Below are 18,970 nucleotides of genomic sequence, written 5' to 3'. Positions count from 1 at the left end.
ATTAGCAAATAGGCGTACTTGGCTTAATATTAAATCGCCAGCTTACTGCGCTATATACTACAATTTAAGCTGATAAATTAATTGAGGTTATTATGCGTTTATTACTTACTTTTTTGATCATTACTATAAGCGGATACGCTTTTGCTGAGGAAGAGGCAGTAGAATTGCCACCACTTAACCCTAAATATAATGCTGAGCACGCTATGGCTTTAGTAAACAAAGGGTCGGGGATTTATGCGCTTAATTTACCAAGTTATAAACTGCCGCATGATGTGCAAGTGGTTTATAGAATCAAAAATCCAAACGTTGCTTTTTTAGAGTTTGTACGCAACGCTGAGCTTATAACCTTAAAGCCTCAACCTTTTAATATTCAACGTTTAATGCGCGGTGAAGAAATAACAATTACCGCAGATGTATTTGAAGGCGATTACAGAAAAGATGGCTCTTTAATCTATTCAAATATTGCAATAGAAATGAGTAAACAGCTTTATGCGCGACAATTAAAAGACTTACCAGAACCTACTCAATGGCAAGAATACGACATGATTGATTTAGGCAGCACTGAACGTATTTATATTCATAAGATTGAGCAAGCCCCTAGTTATAATCACTTAATTTTTGTTGATTTAGTGAATGCGTGCATGCAAAAATTTAGATCGTTTAAGCTTATTCCTACACAAAATGAGCTCACTTATAAATTTATAAACTGCGGTACATTAAAGCCATTATTTTATGATGCTGAGAGCTTTAAAAAGTAACCTAATAAACATGTTTAGCAATTAATGAGAGCCCTGCTTGCATTGTCTCTATTGATTGCCCTGCAAAACCTAACCGTAAATAACTAAAACGTTTAGGTTTTAAACTTCGTACTGAACCTGAAAAATAAAATTCATGCTCTACTTGTAGATAAACACTTTTATTTTGCAATATTGGTTTTAGGCCTGCTGTATTTATATTTAAATTAACCCACATAGCCATGCCACCATCAGGCTTTACATATTCTATTGGTAAGCCCTTTGATTGCATAAGGTTTAACTCGTTGTCCATTGCTTCAAATCTTTGCTTGTAGAGCTTGGTCATTCGTTTTAAGTGCGTCTCAAAACTCCCTTCCTTCATAAAGTGCGCTACAGCTAATTGCATAACCACATCGTTTTTATGATTCATTAACTGTTTCCAGGCACTTAGCTGCGCAATAACCTCTGGCGGTGCACATATGTAGCCTATGCGGGCTGCCGAAAACATAATTTTAGAGAAAGTAGAAAGGTAAATAACAATACCGGCTGGGTCATCTGCTGCCATAGGTTGTAGTGGCTGGCACTTATAGTGAAACTCATGATCGTAATCATCTTCTATGATCATCACGCCATACTTATAACACAGCTGATAAATATGCATACGCCGTGTAGGCGATAAAGTTACGGTTGTCGGGTATTGATGCAGTGGAGTTAAGTAGAGCATTTTGATTGAGTAGCGACTAAGTTGTGCTTTTAAATCGTCAACACAAAGACCATGCTCATCTTGTTTTATATCTACTAATTGTGCACCGCATGCCGCAAAAGCTTTGCGAGCTGACGGATAACCTAACGTCTCAACCGCGACAAAATCACCTTTACTTATAAAAGCTTTTGAAATTAAAAATAATGCTTCCTGAGAGCCATTACATATTAGTAAATCACTTACTTTAAGATTACGTGCTTTGTGTAAATAGCTGCTTACTTGCTGCTTTAACTCACTGACTCCGCTTATATCACCATAGTGAAACTTACTGGTATCTATATGATTAAAGACATAACTTAAAGAGCGTTTAAATTGTTTATATGGGAAGCAATTAAGTTCAGGAAGTCCTCCTGCAAAGTTATATTTGAAATCATTTAGGTTCATAGCAGGCGCAGGCACTGCTAACTCCTTGGCAAATTTATAGGGTTTAGGCGTTACAACAGGTACTTGCTTAGTATTAGCACTGCTTTGAATTGGTAGGGTTTGAGTTACCTTATATCCTGAGCGCTCATGAGACTCAACCCAGCCTTCAGCTACTAATAGCTGTAAAGCATTCATTATTGTATGACGGTTTAACTGGTAAGTTTGCGCCATTTCCCTGGCTGAGCTGAGCTTAGTGCCTACCGCAATATCGCCTTTAATAATTGCACTACGAAGTGCTTGCGCTAGCTGCAAATACTTTGCTTTGCGCTGCTCATTAAACTCAATATTAAGCGGCTGCATATGTTTTCCTTAATCTGGTATAGGTAAAAGTTATATTCTGGTTGTTTTTACCAACCCAAATCAGCGTACATTTGTTGCTCATAAATAGCAAAAATGGAGCCATTAATGTTTACTCTGCAAACTCATTACACAAACAAGGTCATTTTAGAGCCATTAAACCATAAGCACCTAAATGGATTATTTAAAGCGGGCCAGCACCCTAATGTATGGAAGTGGGTATTAAGCAATTACACTAAAAGCCCTGAAATACTAAACGAATGGTTTTTAACACAGGCGCAATTTAATGAAAACGAACAAGTTGTTTTTGCCATTATTGATAAAAATACACAGCAAGTAGTGGGCACAACACGGTTATTTAAGTTAGATACACATAATTTAAGCGCTGAGATTGGTAATACATTTATTGGTAATGACTGGCAGCGTACTTACATAAATTCACATGCTAAATACTTATTACTTAATTACGCATTTGAAAAGCTAGGTTTAGTGCGTATTTCATTTAATACCCACGAAAATAATAAAAAATCACGTAATGCAATAGCGCGTTTAGGCGCTCGTTTTGAAGGTGTGGCTCATAAAGATAGATTACTAAGTGATGGTAGCTTTAGAAGCACAGCAAAATTTAGCATAGTCGATGAGCATTGGCCGGATATAAAATTACAACTAGCGGGGAGGCTTTAATGTACCCTCCAATGCATTTTCAAGAACATAATATTAAACGTTTGCAGGCTTTAGTTGAGCAATTCCCTCTAGCGAGTATTTTAATGCCTTGCTTGCAAAGTGACTTAAATAATATATGCCAAGTACCTGTATTATATGATCACTCACGTAATGTATTTATTGCACACGTAACAAAACATAACCCGCTAACGCAATGTGATAAGCAATCAGTAAAATTACTATTTAGTGGCGATAACTGTTACCTATCTCCCTCGTATAGTAATAATAAAACACTGCCAAGCTGGCTTTACTCATCTGTACAAGTCACTGCAACGGTAGTGATTATTAAAAGCGGCAGCGAGAAAGAAAAAATAATGAGTCAATTAACAACCCATTTTGAGCAACCCTTTAAGCCCATGTGGAATATTAATGACATGCCTACACACAGTCGCCAAGTAATGTATCAACAATTAAGCTTTATAGAGTTTACTCCCACTCATTGGAGTGGCAACTTTAAGCTAAGCCAAAATAAATCACCTGATGTAAGAGCGCGTATAAAACAAAGCCTAGAACTTACCAACAAGTACTCTATTGCACAGTTATTTTAGGCATAAAAAAAGGCTCTTTCGAGCCTTTGGATTAACTTTGGAAAGGTAAATTAATTAAGCTATATAAGTGCAAATAGTTGTGGTGCTGCACTGTGGTAGTCAACTGCCATGGCAATACTTAACGCTGTAATATTAACAATTGAAAAGGCAAACACTTGGCGAGCCCAGCCTGTTAAATCAATATTACGACGATAACCACGAAGCGCCATTAACAGCCACCAAAAGCTGGTAATACACGCCACAGCCATAAACGCTGCACCCGTGTAGCCACTAATTGGTAATAGCATGACGACTAAAGCGTACACAGCAATATAAAGTACAATATGGCGCTTGGCTTTATCTATGCCTTGTGCAACGGGTAGTACAGGAATACCTGCTGCCTGGTAATCTTTAAAGCGAAAAATAGCAATGGCATATGAGTGCGGCATTTGCCACAAGCTAAACATAACCAGCAGTATTAATGCGCCCATATCGAACTGCCCTGTTACGGCGCAGTAACCCACTACGGGCGGTACAGCGCCAGAAAGGCTCCCTACAAATGTGCCATAAACAGAGTTGCGTTTCATGTAGAGGCTATAAACCCCTACATAAATTACATAGCCAAACGCTGCAAAAAATACCGCGGCTTGAGTGGTGTAAGCAATGAGTAAACCAAAACCTACAACACCCAACAAAACACCGTGACTCAGTGCAGCAAAGGCCGACATTTCGCCTGTTACTGTAACCCGCGTACGAGTACGTGCCATGGCTACATCTATATCTCTATCAATAACATTGTTGATAGCACAACCCGATGCAACCACAAGCGACAAGCCAATTAAAGTAGCAATCATTAACCAAGGATCTACATCTCCACGTGAGGCAAGTAAAAACCCACCTGCAACGCTAATAAGATTACCCATAATAATGCCAGGCTTAGTCACTGATAAATAACGACGAAACATTTTAAACTCCTAGTACATCATCATTGCGTTAGATTCGTAAATAATCCAAACAGATAGCCCAACAACCATTACGATGATCAGGGCACTGAATAGGAATGAGAACGTACTTGCACGGCCATCTTCTGTCGTAAAATTAAGGTGTAAGAAGTACTTTAAATGCACCCAAATTTGTACGATTGCTAAAGTAACAATGCTCCAAAGCGTAGTTACTTTAGAAAAGTCGCCTTCCATAACCATGTAAAACGGTATGGCGGTTAAAATTATTGATAGCACAAAGCCTATTAAGTAAGTTTTAACGCTGCCATGAGATTCATTATGGTGCTCACTTTGCATTTGCTTTAACGCATGTGTTTCGCTGTGGCTCATTACATTGCTCCCATTAAATAAACAACGGTAAATACACAAATCCAAACAATGTCTAAGAAGTGCCAAAATAGGCTTAGGCAGCTTAAACGCGTTACGGTTGGTTTACCTAAACCACGTTTAGCCACTTCTATCATCATGATTGTCATCCAAATTAAACCCGCGGTTACATGTAAACCATGTAAGCCAACTAACGAGAAGAACGACGTTAAAAAGGCACTTTGTTGTGGGCCATTACCATGCACAATCAGGTGATGAAACTCGTATATTTCCATACCAATAAACGCAGCACCTAAACAAAAGGTAATAAATAACCAAGTAAGTGTTAGTGCCTTTTTTTGCCCTTGAGCAGCAATCATGGCAAAGCCAAAGGTAATACTACTAATAAGTAGCGCAGCGGTTTCTACTGCAACAAAGTCGAGTTCAAAAATATCTTTACCCGATACACCACCGGCAGTGTTCATAAACAGCACTGCGTAGGTGGCAAAAAACGAGGCAAATAATAGACAATCGGTCATTAGGTATAACCAAAAGCCAAATATCGTATCGCCCGAGGTGTCGTGATGATCATGCGCATGATCATCGTGCGATACAGAGTCTAAATTTGCAGATTCTAGATTTGCAGAAAGTGTACTCACGCGTTTAGCTCCTTATTTCCACTTGAATTATACGCAGCTTCAGTGCGTGCAATTTCATCTGGCTGTATGTAGTAATCAACATCATTGGTGTAACAACGCTTGATAAATATGGCAATTCCGCCTACTAGCCCTACTACAGCTAACCACCAAATGTGCCAAATCATTGCAAAACAAAATACTGTTAAGCTTGCAGCCATTAACACGCCAGCTGATGTGTTTTTAGGCATATGAATAGGGCTGTAGTTTGCCTTATCTTGATATGCTTGACCTTTTTCTTTCATGTCGGTCCATGCATCAATATCATCAATATGTGGAATTGTTGCAAAGTTATAAATTTGCGGAGGTGAACTTGTAGCCCATTCTAGTGTATGGCCGTTCCACGGATCGCCCGTTGTATCGTCAAGTGCTTCACGGTCTCTAAAGCTTACAAATAGTTGAATTGCTTGGCTGATAATACCAAACATAATGATTACAGCACCGCCTGCGGCAATGTATAACCAAATATTCCAATCGGGGTTATTGGTGTGGTTTAAACGACGTGTCATACCTAAGAAACCAAGTACATACAACGGCATAAATGCGACGAAGAAACCGATAATCCAACACCAAAATGATGCTTTACCCCATTTTTCGTTAAGCTTAAAGCCCATTGCTTTAGGGAACCAAAATACAAAACCAGCAAGGTAGCCAAATACTGCGCCACCAATAATAGTGTTATGAAAATGCGCAATTAAGAATAAGCTGTTATGCAATACGTAATCGGCACCCGGAATCGCAAGGAGTACACCGGTCATACCGCCTACAGTAAAGGTAATCATAAAACCAAGCGTCCAAAGCACCGGAACGCTAATACGTAAACGGCCTCTGTAAATGGTGAATAACCAGTTAAATAACTTAACCCCAGTGGGTACGGCAATAACCATGGTCATTACCCCAAAGAACGCATTAACGTTTGCACTAGACCCCATAGTGAAAAAGTGATGTAACCAAACAATAAAACCTAAAATTGAGATAGCACCGCTGGCATAAACCATCGACTTATAACCAAATAAGCGCTTACCGGCAAACGTAGAGATAATTTCAGAAAAAATACCAAAAGCAGGTAGTACTAAAATATAAACCTCAGGATGACCCCAAGCCCAAAACAGGTTGATGTACATCATGGCATTGCCGCCCGCTGCATTGGTAAAAAAGTGAAAATCAAGGTAGCGGTCAAGCGTAAGCATGGCCAGCACAGCAGTTAAAATTGGAAAAGAGGCTGCAATTAAGATATTTGCCCACGTACATGCCCATGTAAAAATAGGCATTTTCATTAGGGTCATACCTGGAGCACGCATTTTAAATACAGTCACTAAAAAGTTTACTGCCGTTAAAAGCGTACCGAGCCCGGATATTTGTAGCGCCCAGATATAATAATCGACCCCCACCCCAGGGCTAAAGGTAAGCTCCGAAAGCGGCGGATATGCCACCCAACCTGTTTTTGCAAACTCACCAAATACAAGCGATAAATTAATTAAGATAGCGCCGCTGGCGGTAAACCAAAAACTTAAATTATTTAGAAATGGGAATGCAACATCACGTGCACCAATTTGCAGAGGCAACACAATGTTCATTAAACCAATCATAAATGGCATCGCCATAAATATGATCATAATTACGCCGTGAGCGGTAAATATTTGGTCGTAATGCTCTGGTGGCAAATATCCTGGCGCACCACTGGTAGCAAGTGCTAACTGCGCACGCATCATTATGGCGTCAGAAAAACCACGAAACAGCATTATTAATGCTAAAAGAATATACATCACGCCTAAGCGTTTGTGATCGACAGACGTGATCCAATCGCGCCAGAGCACGCCCCATTTTTTATACTTTGTAATAAGCCCGGCAATAATAAGCCCAGCTATCGCAATAACCGACATCGTGAACACAAGAATTGGCTCATGAAATGGAATTGCGTCGAGTGAAAGATTACCTAAAAACGACATTATTATTCCTCGCCTTGGCTGTGAGATGAAGGCATTGAGTGCTCAGCCATTTCATGATGCTTTTTGCTCATTTGCCCATGTTCGCCCATTGCATGGTGCTTTTTATTCATATCGCCATGCGCCTGCATATACTTCATGACAATGGTATGAAATAAGCCGTCATCAACTTTACCGTAATAAGCAACTGGGTTATCTTCACTTGCTTTTGCAAGCTCTACATAGTTTGCATGGGTTAATTGATTAGCATTGGCTTTAACGCTGGTTACCCACTTATCAAAGTCTGCTTGGGTAGGAGTAGCAATGGCATTAAATTTCATCCCCGTAAAACCTGCGCCACTGTAATTGGCCGAAAACCCTTTAAAAGTACCAGGTTCGTTTGCAATTAAGTGAAGCTTGGTTTCCATGCCAGCCATTGAGTATATTTGGCTGCCAAGCTGAGGAATAAAAAACGAATTCATTGTGCTTTCTGACGTGATTTTATATTCAACAGGTACATTAGCTGGAAATACCAATTCGTTTACCGTAGCAATACCTTGCTCTGGATAAATAAATAACCATTTCCAATTTAATGACACTACTTCAACAGTTAGATGCTCACCTTTACCTTCAATCGGCTTGTAAGGGTCTAGCTCTTGAGTAGACTCCCAGGTAATAACACCTAAGATAATCACAATAACAATAGGAACAGCCCAAACTGCGGCTTCAATTTTATTTGAATGAGCCCATTTTGGCGCATAAATTTCTTGGTTTTGAGTATCTCTGTATTTCCAAGCGAAATACAAAGTCATCACAATAACGGGAACGACTACAAGCAACATAAGCACGGTTGCGATGATGATTAAGTTTTTCTCATCAATGCCTATTTGCCCTTTTGGATCGAGTATCCCGCCTTTACAGCCTGACAACGCCAGCACTGTACTAGCTAAAGCAATATTACAAAGGTTACGAATTAACAAGGGAGTATCCTACAAACCTAGAGTTTTAATTTGCTGCTTAAATGAAAACTAAAGCAACGATTTTTCAATAAAAACCCAAGTTAACTAGAATTAAATTATAAAAATAAGGGGGCTATTCAAAAGTTAAAGCTCATGCCAATTATGACCTAGCAACAAACCCAGCTTTCTAAACGCATTTATATAACGTAATAAAAGTTAACTTGGGTGAGTGTTGGTTGGCTGAATGTGTTTAAAACACAGAGCTACTTTGTATACGCTAACCTTAATTATTTACAGCAAGAACAAATAATTAAAACCAGCTACAAGATGCAGCCTTACAGACAACCTGTAAAGCTAGGTGGAGCACGACAACCATGTGAAGAGATCACAGGTTGCTGAACTTTAGCCTCGCCAAAAGCAAAGGCTGCTTTACGGAGGATTATTCCAGCACGACGCGCTGGAAAAATATGGAACAATAACCAACAAAGGCCGATTAGTAACTGACTTGATATGATCGGATGAGCTAAAAATTGCGCAACACTAAGTAACAGTGGCTCTACAATAAACCCATCACTTAATAGCGCTTCAAGCTTAAAGGCATCCTCTAGTGCACCGCTTAGCAACATTACAGTATTAAACACTAATAACGTTATAGCTACACACACGCCCTTGCCTGCTTTATTCAAGCGCACATACGTCTGCGGCTCGCCAGAGGCAAGTTCCGTATTTGTATGTTGCAAAGAAAGTGTGTTCAAAGACATTAACCTACTAAAATGACTATAACGAAATTAGGGTTGTACAGTTTGCAATGGAAAAACTTAAAAGACATTGCAGTTGTAAGCCCTAAAACTGGGTGCTAAATACAATCAAATCCGCCTAGCACAAATTGACCTAGTGAAAATTGATCCGTATCAATCAAACTTTCAAAACTTACTGAAAGTTCGAATGTGAGTATAACAAAGAGAATATTCTGTTCAACTAAAAAACATAATTTTTGAGTTAAGCTTTAGAAGCTATTTTGTTAATAAAAAATAACATACTAAAAATAAAGACTTAACTTGATGATATTTAATATTTAAGAGGTTTTAGGAGTAGAGATGAGAAATTAATGGAATTAAAAATAAAGTGGTATAAATAAAAACAGCCCAAAATCAGTCACCACCGAAATTGAGCCGCCTTTCACACTGACAACATCTTCACACACAATATAAAGATTCTTGGTTTACACTGCGCGGCAATTGTAGGGAATAAAAACAACTCAAGCTAAGTCACCACCGAACTTGAGTTGCCTTTCACACTGACAACATCTTCACACACAATATAAAGATTTTTGGTTTACACTACGTGGCAATTGTAGGGAATAAAAACAACCCAAGCTGTTATTTATGGAAGTGAATCCACCGAACTTGAGTTGCCTTTCACACTGACAACATCTTCACACACAATATAAAGATTCTTTTAAGCGAGGCTAACTTATGCCTCAAGCTTATGACGAGAGCCTTGCTCTGTGTCTATGGTTAAACTTTAGAGTGTTAGCTCCAATTTGACAAACGAGAAAAATAAACCTAATGGATGAAAAAAACTAACTTATAGACTTTGGTCTAATACATTAAGGTTGCGTTTATTTAGAAGCTAAATACATACACAAATAGCAGGCACAAAAAAAGCGCTTTAAAAGCGCTTTTTATAAAATTGATTATTTTACAAATTTAGATAATTTGATTTTCTTTCCAAGCTTGCTCTTTAGCCATGCGGTTTTTACGTTTATCACATGGGTCATCACAATCGCAGGCTTTATCAATACCTACAGAGCCTAGACCACCACAGCTGCTCGCCATAGATTTTTTTTGCACGATCATACCAACAGCCATCGCCGAAACTATTAAAATTAGTAAGCCAAAAGTAAGAAGAAAAAGTGACATTGCTTAGCCCCTATTGATCAGCAATAAATTATGCTCAAGCATTCTTAAGCGACTATTAAATTATACACTAAAATACAATTTAGATGCGAGTAAAGTCTATTCTAAAAATTAGGTTAGAATATTGCTCTAAGCTTAAACCAACCTAAATTAAGATTAATTATATTACAAGTATGGCTTAAATGCAGGGCTTGAGTACGTTATTAGCCCTTCTTGTGATTTAGCTATTAAATAAACAGGTAAATCATGTTGCTCTGCATATGCTTGTGCTTTATCCATCCCCATTACAGTAAGCGCTGTCGCTAGGCCATCCGCAGTCATTGCACTTGGGTGCAATACAGTAACCGATACTAAGTCGTGTTTAACTGGCATACCCGTTACCGGATCAATTAGATGGGTATAAATCTCACCATCCATTTCATAAAAAATACGATAATCACCTGATGTAGCAATACCATTTGTGCCAGGCGATAAAACACGGTGCACCTTTCGCTCACCAGGCTTGGCATCAGGTTGCTCAATTGCAATTTTCCAATCTTGATTATTAGGCTTTTCGCCGCCAATGCGAAGCTCACCGCCAATCTCAACCATATAATTAGTAATACTGTGACTCTCTAATAGCTGCGCTACTTTATCAATACCATAGCCTTTAGCAGTAGCTGAAAATGACAGCTCCAATCCATCAACAGTTTTAGCCAGCCCCTGCTCTGTAAGATTAAGTTTATCTACACCAATTTTTTCAATCATTGCAGCAAGTGCTTCATCAGTTGGGCGCTTAGTTGGCTTTTTATCAGGTCCAAAGCCCCATAAATCTATTAAAGGCCCCATCGTCACATCGAGAGTTTTAGTTGACTTACCTATGCGAATCGATTCACTTATTACAGCCCTAAAGTCTTCACTGATAGGCATAACTTGATTAGCAGGTAGCCTGTTAAATGTATTTATTTCAGAGTCATCAATATAAGTAGACATTGACTGGTTTACATTTTTTAGCACGTCGTCTATTTGTGCTTGTAATGCTTTAGGTGATAACTGCGCTTGCTCATCATAAAACTTAATATGATAAGTAGTGCCCATTGTTCTACCTTCTAAAAAAACACCTTCTGGTGTTGGCTTTTCGCCACAACCAGTGAGTAATAAAGTCAATGTAATAAAAAATAAAGCTATAACGCTTTGAGATGCACCCACTCGATTCATGAAAGCCTACTTATAAAATAAAGAATAAAAAAAGCCTCGTAACACTAAGTGCAACGAGGCTGGTATTTTAACCAAAACGAATGTGTTTTGGTATGGTGTTAGCCACCGAAATCATCTAATAAGATATTTTCGTCTTCTACACCTAAGTCTTTAAGCATTGTGATAACTGCCGCGTTCATCATTGGAGGACCACACATGTAGTACTCACAATCTTCTGGCGCTTCGTGATCTTTAAGATAGTTCTCAAATAACACGTTATGGATAAAGCCTGTATAGCCTTCCCAGTTATCTTCAGGTTGCGGATCTGAAAGTGCTGTATGCCATACGAAGTTTTCATTATCGGCAGCTAGGCCGTCAAAATCTTCTACGTAGAACATTTCACGTTTAGAACGTGCACCATACCAAAAGCTCATCTTACGTTTAGAGTTCAAACGTTTAAGTTGGTCAAAGATATGTGAACGCATTGGCGCCATACCAGCACCACCACCAACAAAAATCATTTCTGCGTCAGTGTCTTTAGCAAAGAACTCACCAAATGGACCAGAAATAGTTACCTTGTCGCCTTTTGTTAATGACCAAATGTACGATGACATTTTACCACAAGGCAAGCTAAGGTTTCTTGGTGGAGGCGTAGCGATACGCACGTTAAGCATAATTATGCCTTCTTCTTCCGGGTAGTTAGCCATTGAGTAAGCACGAATAGTCTCTTCGTCTACTTTTGACTCCAGGTCGAAGAAACCAAAGTGGTTCCAGTCGCCACGATACTCTTCAGGAATTTCAAATTCAGAGTATTTAACGTGGTGAGCAGGTGCTTCGATTTGGATGTAACCACCCGCACGGAAAGGCACTGACTCGCCATCTGGAATTTGCAGCTTAAGTTCTTTAATGAACGTTGCTTTGTTATCGTTAGAGATAACTTCACAATCCCACTTCTTAACACCGAAAATTGACTCTTCAAGCTCAATTTCCATGTCGTTTTTAACATTTACCTGACACGCTAAACGACAGCCTTCACGGGCTTCACCTTTAGAAATGTGATCAAGTTCAGTTGGTAAGATATCGCCGCCACCTTCTTTAATGTGAACACGACACTGACCACAAGAGCCACCGCCACCACATGCAGATGATACGAAAATACCTGACTCAGATAGCGCGCCTAAAAGCTTGCTACCTGCTGATGTTTTAATGGCTTTGTCTGGGTCGCCATTAATGCTGATGATGATGTCACCGCTCGCAACTAACTTAGATTTAGCACCAATAATCACTAAAACTAGTAGTACAACGATAGCGATGAAAACACCAACGCCTAAGAAAATCTGATAATCCATGATTTATCCTCGCTACCTTTACAGTGAAATACCAGAGAATGACATAAAGCCAAGTCCCATTAAACCAACAGTGATGAAGGTAATACCTAAACCACGTAGGCCGTCTGGCACGTCTGAATATTTCATTTTCTCACGGATACCTGCAAGTAAAGTAATTGCAAGCGCCCAACCAACACCAGCGCCAATACCATAAACAACAGACTCGCCGAAGTTATAGTTACGCTCAACCATGAATGATACCGCACCAAATATTGCACAGTTAACTGTGATAAGTGGTAAGAAGATACCTAATGCGTTGTATAGTGCAGGGAAAAACTTATCTAATGCCATTTCCAAAATTTGCACAAGTGCTGCAATAACACCGATGAAAGTTAAGAAACGTAAAAAGCTAAGGTCTGCATCTGGGTAACCTAACCAAGCTAGTGAGCCTGGTGCAAGTACCGCATGGTAAACCAAGTTGTTAACTGGTACTGAAATACCTAATACAACTATAACCGCTATACCTAGGCCAATTGATGTAGTTACTTTTTTAGATACTGCTAAAAAAGTACACATGCCTAAGAAGAATGACAACGCTAAGTTCTCAATAAAAACGGCTTTTACAAATAAACTAATATAATGTTCCACTGTTTGCCCCTTACGCTTTAGCTTCTACTTGGTCTTTCTTAAAGGTACGAAGTACCCAAATGAATAAACCAATAATGAAGAATGCACTCGGTGGTAAAATCAATAGACCCATAGGCTGATACCAACCGCCATCTTGTACTAATGGAATAATATCAACACCGAATAGTGAACCCTTACCAAATAGCTCACGAATAAAGCCAACAGTAAGAAGTACTACAGAGTAGCCTAAGCCGTTACCAATACCGTCAAGAAATGACATAAGTGGTGGCGATTTCATCGCGTATGCTTCAGCACGACCCATTACGATACAGTTAGTAATAATTAGACCAACGAATACAGAAAGCTCTTTTGCCGTAGCGTAAGAGAATGCTTGTAGTACTTGGTCAACAACGATTACTAACGATGCAATAATTGTCATTTGTACGATGATACGTACAGATGATGGGATCTGGTTACGAATAAGCGAGATAAAGAAGCTCGAAAACGCAGTTACTAATGTCAATGCGATTGACATGATTAACGCATTTTTTAAGCTAGACGTTACCGCTAGCGCAGAACAAATACCAAGTACTTGTAATGCGATTGGGTTGTTAGCTAAAACCGGACCAAACAGGACCGCCTTCATTTCTTTAGAATCAGCCATTATTTCAATGCTCCTTTACGTACTTTTGCAAGGAAAGGGCCAAAGCCATTTTCACCAGTCCAAAAGTCAACTGCATTGTCAACACCGTTAGACGTTAATGTAGCACCTGAAAGACCATCGATCTTATGCTCATCACCGCCCGCAGTACCTTTAACAATTTGAATTGGCAGTTCTTTGCCTTCCCATGTTGCAGTCCACTGTGGGTTTTGAATTTCGCCACCAAGACCAGGGGTTTCATTATGCTTGTAAAAGATAATACCTTTAACCGTTTCACCATCGCTTTCAAGCGAGATAAAACCATACATTAAGCCCCATAAGCCATAGCCTTGGATAGGAAGAATGATTGCATCAACTGAACCATCTTCTTTTTTAGAGATATACACCGGCGACTCTTTAGTCACACGTTGAATACCAGCAATGTCTGTTACGCCTTTCTCTTTAAGAGAAACGCTTAATTCAGCATCATATTTGCTTTTTTCAAAGTCGAAGATTGTTGGATCTGTATCTACAAACTCACCCGTAGTCATATTTACAACGCGTGCTTCGATTTTTGCATCAAATGTTTCTAATACATTTTCAACTTTATCGATGCCCGCAGCAGCTAAGATATTGCTTTGAATATCTTTGTTTTTATTAGCTTGCTGTAAAGGACGAAGCTGTACAGAAGCAAACGATACAATAATTGCACACACTAAACACAGTGCAACAACAACCGTTAACGTTTTGCCGATTGATTCGTTATTACTAGACATTACGTGCCAACCTCCGTTTGATATTAGCTTGCACTACAAAGTGATCAAACAATGGAGCGAATAAGTTAGCAAATAAGATTGCTAGCATCATACCTTCAGGGAAAGCAGGATTCACAACACGGATCATAACTACCATAAAGCCAATAAGTGCGCCGTAAGCGAACTTACCTTTATTGGTAAATGCAGCAGAAACAGGGTCAGTAGCCATAAAGAACATACCGAACGCAAATCCACCTAGTACTAAATGCCAATGCCAAGGCATTGCAAATACTGGGTTGTTTTCTGAGCCAACAGCATTTAATAAAAACGCAGTTGCTACCATACCTAGGAATACACCTAGTACGATGCGCCAAGAAGCAATACGAACATATATTAAGAACAAACCACCAGCTAATACTGCAAGTGTAGATGTTTCACCTACAGAACCTTGAATGAAACCGTAAAACGCATTCCACCATAATTCCATGTTTGCATAATCAAGTGTGCCAGCAAACGCTTGGCCTAGCATAGTTGCACCAGAGAAAGAATCTACTGCTGTCCATACCGTGTCACCTGAAATTTGAGCTGGGTATGCGAAGAATAAAAACGCACGGCCCGCTAAAGCAGGGTTTAGGAAGTTACGGCCAGTACCACCAAAGATTTCTTTAGCGATTACAACACCGAACGTAATACCTAACGCAACTTGCCATAAAGGAATTGTAGCAGGCAGTATTAGTGCAAATAAAACAGACGTTACAAAGAAACCTTCGTTAATTTCATGTTTACGCACTGAAGCAAATATAACTTCCCAAAAACCACCTACCGCAAACGTTACTGCGTAGATAGGTAAGAAGAAACATGCTCCGTAGAACATTTTAGCGCCCCAGCCTGATTCAGCAGTTAACTCACCACCAAATAACTGGAACAGACCAACCTGCCAAGAATTTGCTAGTTCAAAACCTTGTGCTAAAGCACCTGCGGCCTGATGACCGATGTTGAACATACCAAAAAACATAGCTGGGAACGTCGCCATCCACACTAAAATCATCATGCGTTTTAGGTCGATGTTATCGCGTACGTGTGTCGCGCCTTTATTTACATAGCCTGGTGTATAAAAAATTGTTGCTGCTGCTTCATACAGAGCGTAGAATTTTTCATATTTACCACCGGCTTCAAAATTCGGCTCGATATCTTCTAGATATTTTTTTAAACCCATCTCTAGCCTTCCTTCTCGATCGTAGTTAAGCAATCGCGCAGGATAGAACCATACTCGTATTTGCCAGGACAAACGAAGGTACATAACGCTAAATCTTCTTCATCAAGTTCAAGCGCGCCTAATGAAATTGCACTGTCTAAGTCACGTGCGATTAAGTCACGTAATAATAGAGTTGGCAAAATATCTAACGGCATTACGCGCTCGTAGCTACCGATTGGTACCATGGCACGTTTTGAACCACCTGTAGACGTTGTCATTTTAAATAAACGACTCGGTGCAAGGTGAGAAAGGAATGTACGCGTTACAGAGAATTTATTACTACCTGGTGCAATCCAGCCAAACAATTCTTTTTCGCGACCTTCAAGTAAAACAGATACTTGAACGTGGTAACGACCTAAGAATGCATGAACACCGTTTGAAATAGAACCCGATAAAACAGAACCAGAAATAACGCGGTTATCTCCGTCTTCTAATTCACCAGCTACTAAGTCATCCAATGAAGCACCTAGTTGTGTTTTCACTAAACGTGGGTTTTTAACGCGAGGACCTGCAAGCGAAATAACACGGTCTGTGTAAATTTCACCAGTAAGGAACAAGTGACCAAACGCAATAACGTCTTGGTAACCAATGTGCCACACTTTTTTGCTAACAGATACAGCATCAAGATGATGAATATGAGTGCCAACTAGGCCAGCCGGATGCACACCACCAAACTCATGTACTTCTACTTGAGCGATAGATGAGCTAGGAACTTGGCTGCCTGCCTTTTTACACACAAATACTTTACCGTCTGTCAAACGCGAAACAACAGCAAGACCCGCTTCAAATGCAGCTGCATTTTCGGCAATAATCACTGCAGGATCTGCAGCTAATGGGTTTGTGTCGATTGCAGTCACAAAAATAGAACTAGGATTTTCATCCACAGCCGCTACTTTGCTAAATGGGCGAACACGAAGTGCCGTCCACTGACCTGACTGGATAAGTACTTCTTTGGCTTTTTCACGCTCTAAGCTCGAAAGCTCATCTGCACTGAAAGAGTCAAAGGTGATTTGCTCACTGCCTGCTACTTCAATAACAACAGATTGCAGCACACGTTTAGCACCACGATTTATTTCTTTTACTGTACCAGAAGCTGGAGCAGTAAATAGGACGCCTGGGTTCTTTTTATCTTCAAAAAGAACTTGGCCTTTTTTGACTTGGTCATCCACACGAACATGCATGGTTGGACGCATACCGATAAACTCTTCGCCAAGCACAGCTACACGTTTGACAGCAGAACCGTCATGTATAACTTGCTGTGGCGCGCCCTCTAAGGGTAAATCCAGACCTTTTTTTATGTTGATCATACGCACTTGCATTACATTAAAGGAAAGAAACTGAAAAATCGTATCAACCACGTCGCCATTTGAGTTATTCCAAGTTATATCAAGGTGCAAAACAGCAGCTTGCTCGGTTTATCAAACAAGCAACGTAGTAAAACTCATCACATATTGCCCAGATTTTAACATCATTTTGGACGACTATGCGAGTGTATTTATGAAAATTATACGACAGAAACACTTATTTGGTTTTGTTAAGTGATTTTAATAAAAATCAAGTTAGACCAAAGTGGTAGCCTGAGCAAGTATAGTCCACTATTCAACTGCTCAATTAACAAACCATCGCATACAAAAAAAGCCGCGAATGCGACTTTTTATAATTACAAAGTATGATTAATCAACCATATTTGCGATTGGCTTAACTGAGTCAACGTCTTGATCGTAATCAACACCGTCAAAACCAAAGCCAAATAAGCGTAAAAACTCGTTATGGTAACCAACATAGTCAGTTAACTCATCAATTGAGCTTGTATCTACACTATCCCATACAGCTTGAACACGCGCTTGCACATCGTCCTCTAGCTCTTTGTAGTTTTGGAACAAGTGACCGCCCTCATCAAAGCGCGGCGTTTCACCATAAAGGTTTTCACTAAATAATGCGTGAATTTGCTCAATAGTTCCTTCGTAAGTGCCATCAGCTTTCATTACTTTAAATAAAGCTGAAATATATAAAGGCATAATAGGAATAGCAGAACTCGCTTGAGTTACTACCGCATTAAGTGATGAAACATACGCTTCACCATTTAGCGCTTTAGTAGAGGCTTTTATAGCGGCTGTAGCACGGTCTAAGTCTTCTTTTGCTTTACCAATCGTAGCGTGCCCGTAAATTGGCCACGTTAACTCTTTACCAATATAAGTATAAGCCGTCGTTTTAAAGTTATCTGCAAGCACATCGGCTTCTTTTAAAGCGTCAATCCACATTTCCCAATCTTCACCACCCATTACTTTAATAGTGTTGTCGATATCATCTTGGCTTGCTGCTTCTACCGTAATTTCATCAATTTCACGCTTTGATGTATTTAGGTTTTTAGTGGTAACTGCATTACCAATTGGTTTGAGTGTAGAAGAGAACACTTCGCCAGTATTTGGATCTGTGCGACGAGGCGATGCAAGGCTATAAATAATACAGTCTACTTTACCTAAATCAGCTTTAATCGTGTCGATTGCTTTTTGCTTAATTTCGTTAGAAAACGCATCGCCATTGATATTCTTTGACCAAAGGCCAGCTTCATCTGCAGCGTCTTGGAATGCTGCTGTATTGTACCAACCAGCAGAACCTGTTTTACGCTCTGTCCCTTCTTTTTCAAAGAAGATACCTAATGTTTTAGCACCACCACCAAACGCAGCAGTAATACGCGATGCCAAGCCGTAGCCTGTTGATGCGCCAATAACTAGTACATTTTTTGGGGCGCTTTTCAATGCGCCTTGTTGTTTTACATAGCTAATTTGTTCTTGAACATGCTCTGCACAACCAGTTGGATGCGCGTTAGTGCAAATAAATCCACGAATTTTTGGCTTAATGACCATTGATCATCCTATATCTTTTACTATAAAAATTAGCGCTAGTTTAAAGGCTA

At 39.6% G+C, this 18,970-nt stretch carries 19 protein-coding genes; 3 read left to right on the top strand and 16 right to left on the bottom strand.

Annotated features, from left to right (window positions below; genetic code table 11):
- Window positions 1–92: 92 nt before the first annotated feature.
- Window positions 93–758 (top strand): hypothetical protein, encoded by a 666-nt coding sequence (locus J8L73_RS02895; protein WP_211014697.1) that lies wholly within the window; start codon window positions 93–95, stop codon window positions 756–758.
- Window position 759: 1 nt separating this feature from the next.
- Here the strand turns inward: J8L73_RS02895 and J8L73_RS02890 are convergent, their stop codons facing one another.
- Window positions 760–2,220 carry a PLP-dependent aminotransferase family protein gene (locus J8L73_RS02890; RefSeq protein ID WP_211014695.1) on the bottom strand — a complete coding sequence of 487 codons (1,461 nt, stop codon included), beginning with the start codon at window positions 2,218–2,220 and terminating at the stop codon, window positions 760–762.
- A 105-nt stretch (window positions 2,221–2,325) separates the two neighbouring features.
- Here J8L73_RS02890 and J8L73_RS02885 point away from each other — a divergent pair, with 105 nt between their 5' ends.
- Together J8L73_RS02885 and J8L73_RS02880 are read left to right on the top strand one after the other, a co-directional pair.
- The gene (locus J8L73_RS02885; RefSeq protein ID WP_211014693.1) at window positions 2,326–2,901 is read left to right on the top strand and encodes a GNAT family protein; all 576 of its coding nucleotides are present in this window, start codon (window positions 2,326–2,328) and stop codon (window positions 2,899–2,901) included.
- Window positions 2,901–3,488 (top strand): FMN-binding negative transcriptional regulator, encoded by a 588-nt coding sequence (locus J8L73_RS02880; RefSeq protein ID WP_211014691.1) that lies wholly within the window; start codon window positions 2,901–2,903, stop codon window positions 3,486–3,488. The genes J8L73_RS02885 and J8L73_RS02880 overlap by 1 nt, the downstream gene beginning before the upstream one ends.
- Window positions 3,489–3,547: 59 nt before the next feature.
- Here J8L73_RS02880 and cyoE read toward each other — a convergent pair whose 3' ends face one another.
- The 15 genes from cyoE to fabV form a co-directional block, all read right to left on the bottom strand.
- Window positions 3,548–4,432 (bottom strand): heme o synthase, encoded by an 885-nt coding sequence (gene cyoE, locus J8L73_RS02875; RefSeq protein WP_104642181.1) that lies wholly within the window; start codon window positions 4,430–4,432, stop codon window positions 3,548–3,550.
- A gap of 9 nt (window positions 4,433–4,441) precedes the next feature.
- Entirely contained in the window at window positions 4,442–4,798 is a 357-nt protein-coding gene (gene cyoD, locus J8L73_RS02870; protein WP_211014689.1) for a cytochrome o ubiquinol oxidase subunit IV, read from the bottom strand.
- Window positions 4,798–5,433 carry a cytochrome o ubiquinol oxidase subunit III gene (cyoC, locus tag J8L73_RS02865; RefSeq protein WP_211014687.1) on the bottom strand — a complete coding sequence of 212 codons (636 nt, stop codon included), beginning with the start codon at window positions 5,431–5,433 and terminating at the stop codon, window positions 4,798–4,800. Before cyoC ends, cyoD begins: the two co-directional genes overlap by 1 nt.
- Window positions 5,430–7,418 carry a cytochrome o ubiquinol oxidase subunit I gene (gene cyoB, locus J8L73_RS02860; RefSeq protein ID WP_211014686.1) on the bottom strand — a complete coding sequence of 663 codons (1,989 nt, stop codon included), beginning with the start codon at window positions 7,416–7,418 and terminating at the stop codon, window positions 5,430–5,432. The genes cyoC and cyoB overlap by 4 nt, the downstream gene beginning before the upstream one ends.
- Window positions 7,419–7,420: 2 nt before the next feature.
- On the bottom strand, window positions 7,421–8,374 hold the full coding sequence (gene cyoA, locus J8L73_RS02855; RefSeq protein ID WP_211014684.1) for a ubiquinol oxidase subunit II: 954 nt from the start codon (window positions 8,372–8,374) through the stop codon (window positions 7,421–7,423).
- 314 nt (window positions 8,375–8,688) lie between these two features.
- Entirely contained in the window at window positions 8,689–9,108 is a 420-nt protein-coding gene (locus J8L73_RS02850; RefSeq protein ID WP_211000099.1) for a hypothetical protein, read from the bottom strand.
- Window positions 9,109–10,062: 954 nt separating this feature from the next.
- Window positions 10,063–10,275 (bottom strand): (Na+)-NQR maturation NqrM, encoded by a 213-nt coding sequence (gene nqrM, locus J8L73_RS02845; protein ID WP_058547270.1) that lies wholly within the window; start codon window positions 10,273–10,275, stop codon window positions 10,063–10,065.
- 162 nt (window positions 10,276–10,437) lie between these two features.
- A complete protein-coding gene (locus J8L73_RS02840) occupies window positions 10,438–11,469 on the bottom strand; it encodes an FAD:protein FMN transferase (RefSeq protein ID WP_211014682.1) in 1,032 nt (343 codons plus the stop codon).
- Window positions 11,470–11,567: 98 nt separating this feature from the next.
- Window positions 11,568–12,797, bottom strand: a complete 1,230-nt coding sequence (gene nqrF, locus J8L73_RS02835) for an NADH:ubiquinone reductase (Na(+)-transporting) subunit F (RefSeq protein WP_211001517.1) — start codon at window positions 12,795–12,797, stop codon at window positions 11,568–11,570.
- Between the two features lie 18 nt (window positions 12,798–12,815).
- Window positions 12,816–13,424 carry an NADH:ubiquinone reductase (Na(+)-transporting) subunit E gene (gene nqrE / locus J8L73_RS02830; RefSeq protein ID WP_058547267.1) on the bottom strand — a complete coding sequence of 203 codons (609 nt, stop codon included), beginning with the start codon at window positions 13,422–13,424 and terminating at the stop codon, window positions 12,816–12,818.
- A 10-nt stretch (window positions 13,425–13,434) separates the two neighbouring features.
- Window positions 13,435–14,067 (bottom strand): NADH:ubiquinone reductase (Na(+)-transporting) subunit D, encoded by a 633-nt coding sequence (locus J8L73_RS02825; protein ID WP_211001516.1) that lies wholly within the window; start codon window positions 14,065–14,067, stop codon window positions 13,435–13,437.
- Complete coding sequence (locus tag J8L73_RS02820; RefSeq protein WP_058547265.1) at window positions 14,067–14,819, bottom strand: Na(+)-translocating NADH-quinone reductase subunit C; 753 nt, start codon at window positions 14,817–14,819, stop codon at window positions 14,067–14,069. Before J8L73_RS02820 ends, J8L73_RS02825 begins: the two co-directional genes overlap by 1 nt.
- Complete coding sequence (locus J8L73_RS02815; protein ID WP_211014681.1) at window positions 14,812–16,014, bottom strand: NADH:ubiquinone reductase (Na(+)-transporting) subunit B; 1,203 nt, start codon at window positions 16,012–16,014, stop codon at window positions 14,812–14,814. Before J8L73_RS02815 ends, J8L73_RS02820 begins: the two co-directional genes overlap by 8 nt.
- A gap of 2 nt (window positions 16,015–16,016) precedes the next feature.
- Entirely contained in the window at window positions 16,017–17,360 is a 1,344-nt protein-coding gene (locus J8L73_RS02810; RefSeq protein ID WP_211014957.1) for a Na(+)-translocating NADH-quinone reductase subunit A, read from the bottom strand.
- Between the two features lie 366 nt (window positions 17,361–17,726).
- On the bottom strand, window positions 17,727–18,920 hold the full coding sequence (gene fabV / locus J8L73_RS02805) for an enoyl-ACP reductase FabV (protein WP_211014679.1): 1,194 nt from the start codon (window positions 18,918–18,920) through the stop codon (window positions 17,727–17,729).
- Window positions 18,921–18,970: the final 50 nt, after the last annotated feature.

Origin of the sequence: Pseudoalteromonas sp. MMG006 (assembly GCF_018101025.1) — a bacterium.
GTDB lineage: Bacteria > Pseudomonadota > Gammaproteobacteria > Enterobacterales > Alteromonadaceae > Pseudoalteromonas.
Note: the sequence above shows the minus strand (reverse complement) of the source record. Positions and strands in the feature narration are given on the sequence as shown.

Coding starts and splice junctions, on each gene's coding strand:
- J8L73_RS02825 (WP_211001516.1), bottom strand. CDS start 14,067: ATGGCTGATTCTAAAGAAATGAAGGCGGTCCTGTTTGGTCCGGTTTTA.
- J8L73_RS02815 (WP_211014681.1), bottom strand. CDS start 16,014: ATGGGTTTAAAAAAATATCTAGAAGATATCGAGCCGAATTTTGAAGCC.
- fabV (WP_211014679.1), bottom strand. CDS start 18,920: ATGGTCATTAAGCCAAAAATTCGTGGATTTATTTGCACTAACGCGCAT.
- cyoB (WP_211014686.1), bottom strand. CDS start 7,418: ATGTCGTTTTTAGGTAATCTTTCACTCGACGCAATTCCATTTCATGAG.
- J8L73_RS02820 (WP_058547265.1), bottom strand. CDS start 14,819: ATGTCTAGTAATAACGAATCAATCGGCAAAACGTTAACGGTTGTTGTT.
- J8L73_RS02895 (WP_211014697.1), top strand. CDS start 93: ATGCGTTTATTACTTACTTTTTTGATCATTACTATAAGCGGATACGCT.
- J8L73_RS02840 (WP_211014682.1), bottom strand. CDS start 11,469: ATGAATCGAGTGGGTGCATCTCAAAGCGTTATAGCTTTATTTTTTATT.
- nqrF (WP_211001517.1), bottom strand. CDS start 12,797: ATGGATTATCAGATTTTCTTAGGCGTTGGTGTTTTCATCGCTATCGTT.
- J8L73_RS02890 (WP_211014695.1), bottom strand. CDS start 2,220: ATGCAGCCGCTTAATATTGAGTTTAATGAGCAGCGCAAAGCAAAGTAT.
- J8L73_RS02880 (WP_211014691.1), top strand. CDS start 2,901: ATGTACCCTCCAATGCATTTTCAAGAACATAATATTAAACGTTTGCAG.
- cyoE (WP_104642181.1), bottom strand. CDS start 4,432: ATGTTTCGTCGTTATTTATCAGTGACTAAGCCTGGCATTATTATGGGT.
- J8L73_RS02810 (WP_211014957.1), bottom strand. CDS start 17,360: ATGATCAACATAAAAAAAGGTCTGGATTTACCCTTAGAGGGCGCGCCA.
- J8L73_RS02885 (WP_211014693.1), top strand. CDS start 2,326: ATGTTTACTCTGCAAACTCATTACACAAACAAGGTCATTTTAGAGCCA.
- cyoD (WP_211014689.1), bottom strand. CDS start 4,798: ATGAGCCACAGCGAAACACATGCGTTAAAGCAAATGCAAAGTGAGCAC.
- nqrM (WP_058547270.1), bottom strand. CDS start 10,275: ATGTCACTTTTTCTTCTTACTTTTGGCTTACTAATTTTAATAGTTTCG.